The 14,108-nt window shown below is 39.9% G+C and carries 12 protein-coding genes; 1 reads left to right on the top strand and 11 read right to left on the bottom strand.

Annotated elements, in window-relative coordinates:
- Nucleotides 1-224: 224 nt before the first annotated feature.
- From ACOKFD_RS07890 to ACOKFD_RS07845, 10 genes are all read right to left on the bottom strand, one after another.
- Nucleotides 225-1,304: a Fic family protein gene (locus ACOKFD_RS07890; RefSeq protein ID WP_422860743.1), complete on the bottom strand. Its 1,080-nt coding sequence runs from the start codon at nt 1,302-1,304 to the stop codon at nt 225-227.
- Nucleotides 1,305-1,711: 407 nt separating this feature from the next.
- The gene (locus ACOKFD_RS07885) at nt 1,712-2,071 is read right to left on the bottom strand and encodes a hypothetical protein (protein ID WP_422860742.1); all 360 of its coding nucleotides are present in this window, start codon (nt 2,069-2,071) and stop codon (nt 1,712-1,714) included.
- The gene (locus ACOKFD_RS07880) at nt 2,068-2,646 is read right to left on the bottom strand and encodes an RNA polymerase sigma factor (RefSeq protein ID WP_422860741.1); all 579 of its coding nucleotides are present in this window, start codon (nt 2,644-2,646) and stop codon (nt 2,068-2,070) included. The genes ACOKFD_RS07885 and ACOKFD_RS07880 overlap by 4 nt, the downstream gene beginning before the upstream one ends.
- Entirely contained in the window at nt 2,636-2,965 is a 330-nt protein-coding gene (locus ACOKFD_RS07875; protein WP_422860740.1) for a hypothetical protein, read from the bottom strand. The genes ACOKFD_RS07880 and ACOKFD_RS07875 overlap by 11 nt, the downstream gene beginning before the upstream one ends.
- Before the next feature lie 76 nt (nt 2,966-3,041).
- Nucleotides 3,042-4,094, bottom strand: coding sequence for a serine hydrolase domain-containing protein (locus ACOKFD_RS07870; RefSeq protein ID WP_422861010.1), 1,053 nt, complete (start codon nt 4,092-4,094; stop codon nt 3,042-3,044).
- A gap of 305 nt (nt 4,095-4,399) precedes the next feature.
- Nucleotides 4,400-5,713, bottom strand: coding sequence for a 2-dehydropantoate 2-reductase (locus ACOKFD_RS07865; protein WP_422860739.1), 1,314 nt, complete (start codon nt 5,711-5,713; stop codon nt 4,400-4,402).
- Nucleotides 5,714-5,765: 52 nt separating this feature from the next.
- The gene (locus ACOKFD_RS07860) at nt 5,766-6,590 is read right to left on the bottom strand and encodes a GNAT family N-acetyltransferase (RefSeq protein WP_422860738.1); all 825 of its coding nucleotides are present in this window, start codon (nt 6,588-6,590) and stop codon (nt 5,766-5,768) included.
- Nucleotides 6,580-7,272: an ACT domain-containing protein gene (locus ACOKFD_RS07855; RefSeq protein WP_422860737.1), complete on the bottom strand. Its 693-nt coding sequence runs from the start codon at nt 7,270-7,272 to the stop codon at nt 6,580-6,582. The genes ACOKFD_RS07860 and ACOKFD_RS07855 overlap by 11 nt, the downstream gene beginning before the upstream one ends.
- An 8-nt stretch (nt 7,273-7,280) precedes the next feature.
- A complete protein-coding gene (locus ACOKFD_RS07850) occupies nt 7,281-9,896 on the bottom strand; it encodes a DUF5916 domain-containing protein (RefSeq protein ID WP_422860736.1) in 2,616 nt (871 codons plus the stop codon).
- 117 nt (nt 9,897-10,013) lie between these two features.
- Nucleotides 10,014-10,904: a LysR family transcriptional regulator gene (locus tag ACOKFD_RS07845; protein ID WP_422860735.1), complete on the bottom strand. Its 891-nt coding sequence runs from the start codon at nt 10,902-10,904 to the stop codon at nt 10,014-10,016.
- Between the two features lie 137 nt (nt 10,905-11,041).
- On the opposite strand from ACOKFD_RS07845, the gene ACOKFD_RS07840 reads away from it, so the two are divergent.
- Entirely contained in the window at nt 11,042-13,003 is a 1,962-nt protein-coding gene (locus ACOKFD_RS07840) for a fasciclin domain-containing protein (RefSeq protein WP_422860734.1), read from the top strand.
- A gap of 388 nt (nt 13,004-13,391) precedes the next feature.
- On the opposite strand, the gene ACOKFD_RS07835 is transcribed toward ACOKFD_RS07840, so the two are convergent.
- Nucleotides 13,392-13,901 carry a DUF3124 domain-containing protein gene (locus tag ACOKFD_RS07835; RefSeq protein WP_422860733.1) on the bottom strand — a complete coding sequence of 170 codons (510 nt, stop codon included), beginning with the start codon at nt 13,899-13,901 and terminating at the stop codon, nt 13,392-13,394.
- Nucleotides 13,902-14,108: the final 207 nt, after the last annotated feature.

Genomic DNA, 14,108 nt, shown 5'->3' with positions numbered 1-14,108 from the left:
GTAATAGGAGGAAAAACAAACAATAAGACCAATGGTAAAAGTGAAAATAAGGGCATTTTGCTAGCATTAGGTAGTTTTGGAACAATGACTATAAGCAGTGCTTTGGTAACCAAATTGTATAAACTTCCGAACCTATTTTGGAAATTAGTATTCCTATTGGTTTATTAGGGATATTGTTTTGGCGACTTACCTAATAGGTATCTTTTAAAGGAGTCTGGTTTGATTTACCGTTTTGATAAGAGATCAAAAAGGGGGCGATTGATGTAGTAGTTTGCGGTGCCCATCCGTTCCTTTTGAAGTAATCCATCATCAGCTAACCTGTTAAGGTAATTGGCGGCGGTCAATCTGGAAACCCCTAAATCATTTACTACAAATTCAATTTTTGTATAAGGATGTTTGAACAGGTTGTTCAATAAATCCTGGCTATAGAATTTATAATTGGACCGGAGTTTGTTTTTGTACTCCTGCATCAAAGTCTTTATTTGTAGAATCAGGGCAATCGTGTCTCTTGAGGTCTGTTCCACTCCCTTTATCATAAATAAAAGCCATTCTTCCCAATTGTTTTTGTCCCTTACCTCCTGTAATAATCTGTAATAATCTGCTTTACACTCAATAATATAACTGCTCAAATATAGAATAGGAAGTGATTGTAATTTTTCCAGTATCAAGTATAGAATATTGATAATTCTTCCGGTACGACCATTGCCATCATAAAAGGGATGTATGCTCTCAAACTGAAAATGAATAATGGCCATTTTAACTAGAGGGTCATAGTCGCTCTTTTCAGGATCATTGATGAATTGTTCAAGATTCTTCATCAGTCTTCTGATGTCTGCTATATTTTGGGGCGGTGTATATACAGTCTCCCCGGTTGTTGCATTTTTTAAGGTTGTTCCTGGCAGCTTTCGGAATCCGGCATTATTTTTCTCCAAAACCTCTTGAATGGCCAGTATGGTTCGATTGGTCAGCACCTGTTCTTTTGAAATTAACAAAAAACCCTGTTTCAGAGCCTGTATATAGTTTTGAACCTCCTTGGCATCAATGGGTTTGAATATATTGAGGTTCAATTCTGACTTGTATAGATCGTCATGAGTGGTAATTATGTTCTCTATGGCCGAACTGTCTTTTGCTTCCTGAAGTGCCAGGGTGTTGATAAGAATGCTCTGATTGGGAATGGTGGATGCAATACCCTTTAGCTCCGCCAGAGCTGCGTGTGCTGAGGGAAGGCTTTTGAGCACTGCTTTAGTTTCTATATCAAAGGCGACCGGCAGTTCGGGCAGAATGTATTTAACATTTTCGGACACTTTGTATAGGTTTCTGATTTTGTTATACAAAGATAATATCTTTTGTATAGAAAATGGGATTTTCTATACATAAAGAAGAGGTAATATATAGATTTTATTTGTTCTTATCTCAAGCCAAACTACATCAAATGGGCGTAAAACATGTGATTTAGACCCCCGACCGGAGGGACTAGAACCCAATGCTGAAATACCCAATAAATATAGGCTTTCAAACATAATAAAAGTTTATGCTCACCGAATAGGTTACTCCGTCCAGAAAAGCAGGGTTCGATTCCTTACACGACCTCAAATAGATATAAATTTTAGCATAGTAGTGATAGTAGTTAGTGTTTAAATAAGATTTTTGATGCCCAAAAAAGGTTCGATTTATGATACTCAGAAGCAAAACTCACTCTCAGCTAAATGTATCATGTTTTATTATAAAACGACCTGCTGTTGGACTTAAAAACGCTATAAATGTGGTTCAATCTTAAAACGTGATTAATGGCAAGAAGTAACAGAGCCGTAGTGGTAACGAAAATAGGAATTCTATCAATTTCAAAATCTGTATCGAATAGTGTAAAACAATCGCTCATGTACTTGTACAAGGTAAAACTCATGGCTAAGATTGCTAAGGCCAATACCGAAAATGTTAATGTAAAATTCGATACAAAAGACTTTTTTGTCACCTTTTTAGCTTCAAGACGCAGCATCAGTTTATCGGTAAAATCATCTGAGGCTTTGATGATACTTTTCCCTAATAGTTCTTTGATGTCTTTCTCGTTCATAATAAATCATGTATTTCTTTCCCTAACAACTTTTTAAGCTCTTGATTCAGATTAATTCTGCCCCTGTGAAGGTCTACTTTTATTTTGGAATTTTTGAATCCCGTAATATCTTCTATTTCCTTGATTTTTAAATCACACAGATAAAACAACCTAAGGATTAACGCTTCGTCGGCCCTAAGTCTCTTTAAGGCCGCTTGTATATACTTTTTTTGCTCCTCTTCCTTGAAGGCATTTAGGGCCATATTGCCGCTTGATTTTTCAATTTTTATGTCAACCTGGGAAAGACTTGGGTGATTTTTATGCTTTTTCAGTTCATTATAACTGGTATTTACCACAATGCGATACAACCATGTAGAGAAGATAGAATTGAAATTGAATGTATCTATCTTTTCGAACACTTTGATAAAGACATCCTGTAAAACATCTTCTGCCTTATTCTCATCCTTGAGTATGGAACAGGCCAAGGAAAGGGATACGTTTTTATGCTTCTCGACAAGTTGTCTAAAAGCACCTGTATCTCCATCTTTTGTCCGATTGATTAAAAGGGTATCATTATTTGAAATATCAAGACCCAAGCTTTCTTCTTGTGTAGTGGGCTAACACCAGACCGATGCTCCCAAATATTAGTATCGTTCCCCAAACCAATAAATCCATCGTGTCTTCGGACAGGTCCATTGTTGTGAAAATGGATGATACCATAAGCCCGACACCTAGACCCAGCACAATACAACCGATGTCCAGATAACGAAATTTCCCATATGGGGTTTTGGAAGTCAATCCCCTATCCATCATAGCTTTTTTGACGAGATAGGTATACTTTGCAAGAATAAAGACAATTGTTACCAGACCAACCATCATACCCAATCCCATAATTAAATCTTGTGTTGATTGCATAACTTGATATTTTAAATTTTTCTTTTAAATAATATGCTTTTTTGCAGTATAGCTGTTTCAGCCATATCTAAACTGTTTAAAAAATTGGGCCAATAACGGCGTTCAAGTTTTGAATAAACGGTATGGCCTTGCCCGCGTTCATAAAAAAGACGATTCCGAATTCTTTTTCGGGAAGTATCATCATATAAGTTTGGAAATCATGGTTGTTTCCTGTGTGTAGATGCATCATTCCATGTTCCGTGGGTTTTTGGGCAAGACCTAAACCCCAACCGGTCTGACCAACTTCCTGCTTCAAATGGTTGTCATCTTTGAAATGAACTTGCTCTTTTAACATTTCATCAAAAGAATTTTCAGCCAAACCTTCTTTTTTAAGCATGGCAATGAGGAACTGGGCATATGAAACGGCTTCGGTATGTAAGCTATAGGCCGCACCAAAGGTGTTTCCATCATATTGCGCGTTCTCGGTCGGGCCGTTCTCATTATGCCCGTAGACTTTGTGTTTTTTTATCTTATCGTTCCGATTATAATATAGTATTTCCGCCTTCAGTGGTCTTGCTACTTCTTTTTGAAAAATCTCATCTAAACCATTAAGGTCAGTTCCATTTATTTTAGCGACCACTGCAGCTAAATATTGATATCCCTCCCCGGAATAATTAAAATCCCTCCCAGGAGTAAATTTAATATACAGTTTACCATCCTTATTATCATCTTTTCTCCAATTTGGAAAACCCGTGGTGTGCGAAAGTACCATTCTGGCAGTTATCGATTGATATCTTTCGTCGTATTCCACATCGGGATGTGGCAAGTACTTAAACAACGGTTTGTCCAAATCCAGAATTCCTTTCTCGACTTGTTTCATGGCAAAATAGGCAAATAGAGGTTTTGAGAGCGAGGCCGCTTCAAAAATGCTTTCTTTGGTTATTGGTTCTTGAGTCTCAATGTTTGAAACACCAAAGGTATTGTGATAAACAATTTTTGAATCATTTATTATGGCAATGGACAGACCCGGAACCTGTACTGAATCCATAATGCTTTTTATTGTTGAGTCAAGTTTTGCTGCTGTTATGGATTTTCCACTTATGGTCTTAATTTGTTCAATAGTTGATTGTGAATGGCAACCGTAAACCATCGAGAAAAATAGTGTCAAAACTATGCACTGCTGAATTTTTGATTTGTTCATCTTTTTAAAATTAATGTTAGAGAGGCCTTTTTTGGCCTCACATTTATTTGACAAGATGACTTTGAAAAAGGTTACAAGATAAATTTTGAATTTAAACTGAACCTACTTTTCTATACAATAGGCCTGTACCGTAAAACGGCGAGTTTTTGAGACATTTTAGGGCGAAGTAGTAGATTCCCTAGAAACTTTGAGTTTAAAGAACAATTTTGAATTATTATAAACTAAGTCTGGACAATTATCCATCCCTCATTGTCCTATAGTTTTTTTGGTATAAACTGTTTTGGGTCATAAAAGAACTGTTCCTTGTATATTTTATCTCCTTTCCATGTTTGGTGTGCCATCTCCTCAATTTGAGTTGTTGAGCCGTCCAACCATTCAAATTGGAATTTCCATCGGATAACAACATTTTTCCCTTCATGAAAAAATGGTCGAATGCATTCGGACTTGACTTTCCTTGCCTTCTTGAGCATGTTGCGTTCGTTCTCGATCAAGCTGTCTATCCCGATTCTGGGTTCGCCCTGATTCTCTTGTATGGAGGCATCATCTGCATAAAACTTTTTTATCACTTGGTCATGGGGAAGTTCCTCAACGGCCCTGATGAAGTTTTCAATGAATTCTTTAGTCGGCATATGATTTAATTTATATTTTTTCAAACTTGCTTCAGACTTGATTTTTACAAGTTCCCCCAATAAGCTGGTTTCCTTGATTCCGTTTTCCATACCCAGTTCTGAAGCAATTCTAGAGAATTCAAGATTAAGGGTATCTATCTCTGTTTTTCTTCCATTTTTTATATCCTGCAAGGTTGATATCAGTTGCCCATCAGATTTTTCACTTATTTGGAGAACGCGTTGCTCAATATCCTGTATGTTCAGTGTTACCCCTTTTAGGGTTGCTATTTGATGGCATTCGGCAATTACCCTTTGCGCCATTTTAAGAACGGACTTTTGTCTATGAAATATACCATTGTCGGCTTCCAATAATGGACAGATTGAATTGAAAACGCTATTGGCTATAGCCTTCTCCCAAATAATTTTTTGAATATTGTTTTCTGCCCTAAATTCAAAGTGGGAACTGATTAGGCTTTCGACTATGGCTGTCAAACTACTATTGGAACTTTTAATAGTCCCTATCGGTGAAACCGCCACAGGTTTATAGCTTATTTCGTTACTTGAGTTGATTTGTCCCGTCATAAATAGCACGCACCTATACACCTCAGAAAAGCCTTCGTCAATAAAGGGCTGTTCGATATTCAAACCATTCTGAAGAATTACCAGCGGTGTATCCTTTGATTTATCTACCAGCTTTTTTGCCAAACTTTTGTTTCCATACGACTTATTGGTCAGGACGACAAGGCCCTCGAAATTTTCAAAATTTGAAATCGTATCGATGTTTACGGAGGCTTCTAGTCTGGTTGTCCCGTTATAGATTACCGTTATAGTTTCAGTAAAACTTGATCCGTTATCAATTCTTCCCCGAAGGAGAACAACCTTTTTTCCTTCCAAACTAAGCGAAACCGCTAGTGTCTTGCCCACAGCACCCGCACCGATGATATAAATGGTATTGTTCATTTTTCTATTTTTTATGTTCCAATTAGTTCAATAAAACCAATTGATTCATTTGTCATTTCAGTAATAATTCGATTTCATATTGGTCAACGGTATTGGTGAGACCGATATGGTTCAGAAAATCGATTTTATATTTCAATGATTGATCAACATTATTGATTTTAACGGTTTTCGAGATTTTGGCAATAGCAGAGAACAACCGCTCCCAACTGCACTCAGTTTCCGTGAGCACCTCAAACTGTGCCAAATAGCGAGTCGTGGGATTAATCACAAAATAGGATTCCCAATCACTCCCTCTATGGACAACATAGACTACAAACGGCCCGCTTCTTACGGTTTGGATATGATTGTCCCAAGAATACTGGCTCTGGTCGGTTCTGCCCCAATCAAAAGCATTAAAGTGTACCTTCTGAAGGTTGAAATCTGTTCTTTCCTTTTTAACAGAAATGTTGCCACTGTAACACCTGAGACCCCTGATACGCTCAAAACCGATGCGTTCGTATGCCTTCAGCGCGGGAATATTCTCGGTAATGACCTCGAGGGTGGATTTTTCAATTCCCTTTTCTTTTAATATCGGAAGTGCATGGTCATAAATGGCGTCCACTATATGACGACCCCTATAGTTGGCCAATACTCCGGTTCCTGTGTTGTGGGCAATTAATTCATTGTTACGTCTGTCTACCGCGTGAATTAGAAACCCGACGAGATTATCCCTGTCGAACGCTCCAAATGACAAAGCAAGGTCTACTTTTGCCATACGCCAACGTTTCCGGTAGTATTCTATATCCGATGGCATTCTCACAAAATAGCCTTCGAAACAATCTAAAAAGCACCCAATGAGTGTTTCAAAATCAATATTCCGAAGGTTTCTAATAGTCATTTGTAAGTCTTTTTTGAGCACTTGCCATTTTTTTTAAAATTTTCAAGGCCCGTTCAGCATTTTTGTGATTTACGAAAATATGGTCGTGATGGTACCCCGCAACTACGTTACAGCTAATGCCAAATGTAGCTAGTTCATGGGAGAACGCTGCTGTCAATCCTACCGCTTCGAGCGAGGACTGTACTTTTAAGGTAATCCATGCCGCCACAAAATCTATAGGCAACCCAAGGTGTTCTGCCTTCTCTTTTTTGAGTATCAATGTTGTGCCCTCGGTTTCCCTGAAAGCTCCCAGTGCATCGCCACTTTCCATGTTTGAAAAATCCGTTACTGAAACAAAAACATATGTACCCTTGTTTAAATAGGGATTCATATTTGCGATGAGTTCGTGCGGATAATCATCCATTGGCACATTATCTTCTTGGGGGTTTCTAAATAAGCTGATAAGGGCTATGGTGAACCATATTGCCTCAAGAACCATAAATGGATAAAACCTTAACAAATAGGAGGCAACGAATGCCATTAAGGCTCCAAAAATATTAAGTGCCTTGAACATAACGTTATTCGTGCCAAGCTTTTCCGAAATATTAAGGAAATAGGCTAAAAGTATTTGTAGGACTCCAAGAAACCCCAGCCATTCTGATAGGTTGATGTCGTGGTCGTAAAAAATTTCAAATGTCTTCATGTTTGTAATCATCTATGGAACCGATAGGTTAGTTTCACTAAAAAAGTGCTTCCCAATGTTCGTGAGAAAATCTGCTCCCCCAATGAAGAGACGAGGCCATTATCCGGTAAGGTAGTATCGTTGAAACTTTGGGACCAAACCAGAAAAAGTTCAGAACCCGGCCGATATTCCCATCGATAGACCAAGTTCGACCGAAACTGTGCAAACGAAAAGTCAGGATTGGCTATAACGGCATTGTCAGTACCGTCATCGTTTGTATCAATTTGGTAGCTTGCACCATCCGATGCTGTACCCAATATGCGTATCGGTCGCAACTGCCCTTCCGATAAGGATTGCAGGGGATTCTCAACAATACCAAAACTACTATAGGTGCCCTGCGAAATAAAAGGTTCGGCATAGTACTGTATCGCCATGTTCGGGCCAATGGTCACATCGGCCCGTAGCACAAGGCTCAACGTATTTTGATTCAATAGGGATACTACGTAATCATTGCCTGTTCCTACAGCCAAGGTCTCATTGTATTGAAGCCTATGCCTTATCAGGGTAAGTTTTGGCGTGAACGAAACACGTAGCCTATCCAAGGGCCGATAATTGATTCCCAGCGTATTTTCAAGCAGATAGTAACTTCCCTCATCACCTGTCTTCGTCCATCCAGAATAGGTCAGGAAAAATTTTCTTCGGGAATCGGTGTTCAATGCCCACCAAAATCCGTACTGGTCCGCCAATTTAATTCTTAGACCTCCCTGTAACAACGATTTCGAATAGATATGGGGCTGGGAAAAATAGCCCAATGTTGCCGACCAGTTGTTCTGAAAGGTCGCCTCTCCCGAAATGTCCCAATCAATATAATTGAGTTTTCCCTCAAAGTCCCAGTTTAACCAATGCTTGTAGTTTATCCTAGCATTCCTGAAAATACCAAAGGAATTGATGGACCGATAGGAAATACCCGTATACTGCTGAAATATATCCGCTTCACGTAAAAATCCAATGTCATTGAGTTCAAGTTCAGGGGAACGCCATGTAATTCCCAATTCCCCCTGAACGTTACCACTTCCCGCCTTGCCCAATTTGATATCCCCTCCTGTACCGGTCAATGACGTTTTGGTAGAGTCCACTGCTAAATGACCTGCCCCTCTTTGGAAAAGATGGGGAATGGAGCGTTGGGTGTTCAATATGGATTCCTTAGAACCCTTTACATGGCTCATGACCAAATTGGCCCCAAAATACCAATTTCGGTTCTGCCACTGATGGAGAAAATCCAATCCTGCTGTTTTTGCCGATTTATGCAAAAAACTGGTTTCGGGATGCCCCGCCCGTATCACCGAGGTGAAGATTCCCCCTAAGAACGTTTGTCTTTGGTTCAAATCTTGCAATACACGGGCGACAAAATAATTGGTCTGTGGTTCAATAAGTTGCGAAGTGCCGTCGCTGATTTCGGCATGTACCTTGGGGGTAAAACTTTCCAAAACCCCGAACGATAGTCCTTTTTTGGTCTTCCCGCTCAGCTTTACTGCTCCAAGAATAGGCGTTCTTTGGGGAATGTCTGCAAACTGATTTCCTTCTATAGTGACCGCACCCTGTGGCTGTCTCCCAATCCTTCTGGAATAGAAAAGATTATCGGAGCTAAAAGGGCCACCCACAATCGGTGAGGAGAACCGATAATCGAATATGTTTTTGTTCTCTATGAAAAAAGGACGTTGTTCTTGAAAAAACAGTTGAAAACCATCGAGAACAATTGCGCCCGGATCGGCTTCAACCTGACCGAAATCTGGGTTTATTGTAAAGTCTAGCGTAACATCGTTGGTAACCCCCACTTTGCCATCAAGCCCAAAATTGAGTGCCTGTTTGTTGCTGTTTCGGAATGGGTTATCAGGTTCTTTCTCAAAAGTTTCCAATGAACCGACAATAAATGGTTGAATTTCCAACTGTCGCTGCGGTTCAATGGCATGTATTCCCTTTAGGATACCGAATTCACTGACCCACCCAGGAGCATCTTGGGGAATACGTTTCCAAACTGAAAGCTCCTCGTTTCGCAATATCCTCCGCTGTACCTGAAGCCCCCATGTCTGTATCTCTTCCCTACTGAACCTGAGCTGGCTCAATGGAATTTTCATCTCTGCGGACCACCCTTCGTTGTTTACTTCGCTTTGTGCATACCAAATCGGGTTCCAAGCGATATCTTCTTCAGTTCCGTTGAGGGTAATGTACTTGTCGCTCTTTACACCTGCTGCGCTCAATGTAAAGGAGAAAGCCGTACGTTTATCATGGTAGGTGTCAAGTATGACCTCTACCCAATCCCCGCTGTACCCATCCCTCCTAGACATCCACTGATTGATAGTACTTGGTTCGTCTTCGCAACGTATGCCGACATACAGGAATTTTTCATCATAAACAATCATGAAATGTGTCTGGGCCGTTGGTTTGGAACCTTCGTCGGGCAACCTTTGAACGAAACCTGAGCTCCAAGTTTCCGAAGAATACGACCACCCCTTGTCATCAAGTCTTCCATCAATTAAAGGTGTGTCATGTGTTCGTGCGGCCCAATGGGTTCTCAACGAATCTTGGGAGCTTGAAAGGAGGCTGAACAAAACAGTAATTCCAAAAAGTAAATGTTTGAATTCCAATGCCTTTGATTTGATGGTTCAAAGGACTGAAGGTTTCTTCCCAAACCATAGCATCGTAGTTGAAATGTCAGGGTATGCCTAGTTGATTATTTTTCAACTTAATATGATAATGACAGATCACAGGTTTAAAAAATCTTCCGTAAAACAGGAGATGAAATCGTGGATATATTTTTTGTTCCTATTGGATTTTCTGATCACCAAGTAATGATCACGTTTGAGGCCATTTTTACTGATGCGCTTGAACACGATATCTTCAGAAAGACCAAAGGATTTTAGTTGCCATTTTGGAGCGCACATGATTCCCATGTTTGCCTCTATCATGGATAGGGTTATCTCTGTAAAAGGAATGGCAGAAATTTTTATGGGGTTTATTCTGTTGGGCTTTAAAAAATGCTCATAGACCGAAACCCCGTCCAGTGGAAACGAATTGATGAACAAATGAACATCGGAAAAGTGGCTTGCCTCTAAATTTTCTATAGTATTTAAAGGGTTTTCTTTGTGCATCACGGCAAATATTTCATCTTCATGTACTTTGATGCTTACCAACTCTTCTGAGGCCGGTTTTGTGGTAACAATCGCAATATCTATCTCATTGGACAGCACTTGGGAAATGGTCTGATGGGTCGCTCCTAAGGTCAAGTCAATATCTATTTCGGGATAAAGAATTCCCATTTTTTGAATAAATCCTGGAATGTCGTGGAAAAAGGATTGACATTCTGCACTCAATCTTATGGAACCTCTGGAACCCTCCTTAATGTTTTCAATGTTGCTAAAGCTTTCCTCTATGGATTGGAACAATCGGTTGGCTAAGCGGTAGAGTTCATTTCCTTCATCGGTCAGCTCCCATTTGTTGCGGGTTCTATGAAACACTTTGAATCCAAGGCGTTCCTCAAGATCTCGAAGTTGGTGGCTCAACGCCGACTGCGTTAGGAACAGACGTTCGGAAGAATTGGCGAGACTGCCCTCCTCGGCAATGGTCTTGATAAGCCTGAAGTATTTGAGTTCCATAGGATAAAGATACGATAACCTCTACCGGGATGTAGTTGAAATTATTTCAATTAGGGCCGCTTCACCATTCAATCAAGATGCTTCGAGCCATTGGTTGCTCGAACTAGATTTGCCGGTCAATCCTAAAAAAATGAACAATGAAAACGATGATGAAAATTGAAAGGTTTTTGATGGTGGTACTGCTGTGTATTGGGTTACTATCCTGTGGAAAGGACGATGATCCAACGCCCATGCCCCAACCCGATCCCGTTTTAACCGTTTACGGGGTAATCTCCCAAGAGCCTGAACTGACTGTTTTTACTGAGGCTTTGGACAAACTCCCCTTGCTTCGCAACCAATTGGATACGCATGGTTTATTGGGCAACTCCAATCATGAATACACCGTATTTGCACCAAAAAACGATGCTTTTGAAACTTTTTTATTGGAAAATGGATTCGACGGAGTGGAAGCCATAGATATTACGGACGAGACCGATATGGATTTTCTGAAATCCTATGTTCGTAACCATATTGTGATTGGAACGATTGATGTGTTGGAAATGGAAAGCCAAGAAAACGGCTACCTCACAACTCACGTTGCGGAGGAAATTAATTTGTTCTTCGATGCATCCGGTGGAAATATCAATTTGAACGGTACGTCCGAGATTTTGGAGAAGGACAAATTGGCCACTAACGGAACCGTTCATATAGTGGACAAGGCTATCCCTATACCCACATTGGCTACCTTCGTTGAAAGCAATACTGAATTTGCAGAAATGCTTGAGGCCCTTTCCCTGTTGGAGCCCGGTGCGTCAACGGTGAACGAGGATTTAACCAGTGCTGGGGAATTTACCTTCTTTGTTCCCCACAATGGGGCGTTCGAAAGTTTCTATGGGGAAAAGGAGATACCGGCTTTGCAAAACCTTGGCCCCCTTGTCTTGAACTATCTTGTGGAAAGCCATGCCATACCCAACACTATTGCTGATGCACAGGAAATTGAGGATGCTTTGGGCAGTTCAACAATAAACACCATGAACATCGCTTTGACCGTGGGAAAGGAGAATGATGTACTCAACTTGACCGATACGCAAAACAGAATTGCCCATATGGTCGGTGTCGATATCAGGGCATCCAACGGAATACTGCATATTATAGACAGTGTGTTATTGGGGTTGGGAGAACCCAGCCCAGGACAGGGACCTACACTGTATGAAATCATAGCATCACACCCTGACTTGAAAAATTTTACGGCAGCTTTGGAAAAATTACCTGATGTGAGGGATATCTTAAATGATGATTCCGACTTGATTACCAAAGCTAACTCCTTTAGTGTCTTCGTACCCACCGATAATACCTTTGATGCTTTTTTGTTGGAGAATGGTTTTGATGGGATAGAGTCCGTCGACACAGAAAATCCTGACCATATGGACTTTTTGACCGCATCTATCCACAATCATGTCACTCTGGAGACAACTCCGCGTGAGGTTCTTGAAGGTGAAGGGTTGGGGTTTCTTACAACAAATACCCAAATTGAAATCGATATGTTGTTCAATGCTATTGGACAAAATATCATTTTAAATGGGGTCGCTTCAGTCTTATCGGATACAGAAGCCCGTAACGGCATTGTTTATATCGTGGATGATGTTGTTCCCGTTCCAACCCTTGCCACATTTATCGGGGCGAATCCAGAGTTTGAAATTATGGAACAGGCTTTGACCATCACCGAGGCTGAAGTCGGGTCTACCATAAAAGCTGATTTAGCTACCTCGCCAGCATATACCATGCTTGTTCCCACGGATCCCGCTTTTGAAAACCTCTTTGATGAAATCAACAATAACTCGGGCGGTAACTTTACCAGTATTGATCAACTTGGGGGAAATATCGTGGAGGATATTGTTGAAGTACATGCGATTCCCTTTACGGAATTTAAAGGCTCGAACATTATTAATGAGTTAGGGGGAACAATCCTAACTCTGACGGATAAGTTGGAAGTTGGTATGGATGGCGACAATTACACATTAACCGATCCGCAGGGAAGGACGGCTACACTCACCAAAATGGATGTCAGGGCGTCCAATGGACTTATTCATATTGTTGATGGGGTTCTTTTAGGTAATTAATTTCATAGAACATATTTCATTTATAAAAGGTCTTATGAAATTGGCAGAAGACTTTTTGTTTTAAAGGAAATAGCTAATACAAAATAATATTCGGAAAGCTATAAACCTCTAGTACTCAATTGAAAACTTAAGAATGATTTATTAAAAGAGGGAATTTCTCAGTGTTCTTTAAATTGTTGATTTGTGGAAACGTGAAGATCTTTCCTTTTCAATACATTTATGGGTCATAATGTTTTTGATTATAGTGTCCACGCCACCATTTAAAAGGATATTTTTATATTTTCTTACTAGATAAATGGAACAGGGTAGATAAACGAAAAAGGTTGGGACAAGGCAATATTATATACTGCATAAATAAACAAATCCTAAGCAATTGAATCGATTGGATTCATTCAATACGTTTTCCCTGTGTTGTAAAGGACAATCCTTGTTGGGCCATTGTGGAACTCATGACTCCTTCAAACAGGGGTTCCGGGCAATTTTTAGGTGTCTTCCATTCGAACAGAAAATTCGACCCCGTTCCTCCCTCCACATCGATTTCGTCAATTACGATTTCAACCGTTTCCATAGGGGATAAAAAAATGGGTCGGTCAAAGTAATTTCTGACCAGTTTTCCATGGGTATCATAGTATTCCGCTTTCAAAAGATAAATGGTGTCCGAACCACTTAAATTCCTAAGACTGGCCATTGCAGTGAGGTTATGTGTCTTTTCTTGGGTTAAGCTATAGATTTGGGAATAGATGGAAAGGTATGATTTTCCATGTTCCAGGCTGTCCTTTCCTTTAATTTCTATTGCCCTATCTGACCAATTCTGGATTTTTAGCTTTTTCCTTTGAACGTTTTCGCTACAACTCCAAATGAGAAGGAGACCTAGAACTAGTTTAAAATTTAATTTCATTTGAATTTACCTTTACTCTTAAAACCTAAAGCAGTCTGTTAAAAATAGAGAATAAAACTCTTGAATTCATTAAAGCTCCTTTTTAATTGCAAGTAACTGACATTGTTATCAAATAACGTATAAGTTTCAATTGAGAAAGTGTTTTTCAGGCCAAGGGCCGATACAATGATTGATTTATTCTTCCAAAAAATAGCCTAATGCAATTGG

Source organism: Flagellimonas ulvae, from assembly GCF_049333175.1.
GTDB lineage: Bacteria > Bacteroidota > Bacteroidia > Flavobacteriales > Flavobacteriaceae > Flagellimonas.
Note: the sequence above shows the minus strand (reverse complement) of the source record. Positions and strands in the feature narration are given on the sequence as shown.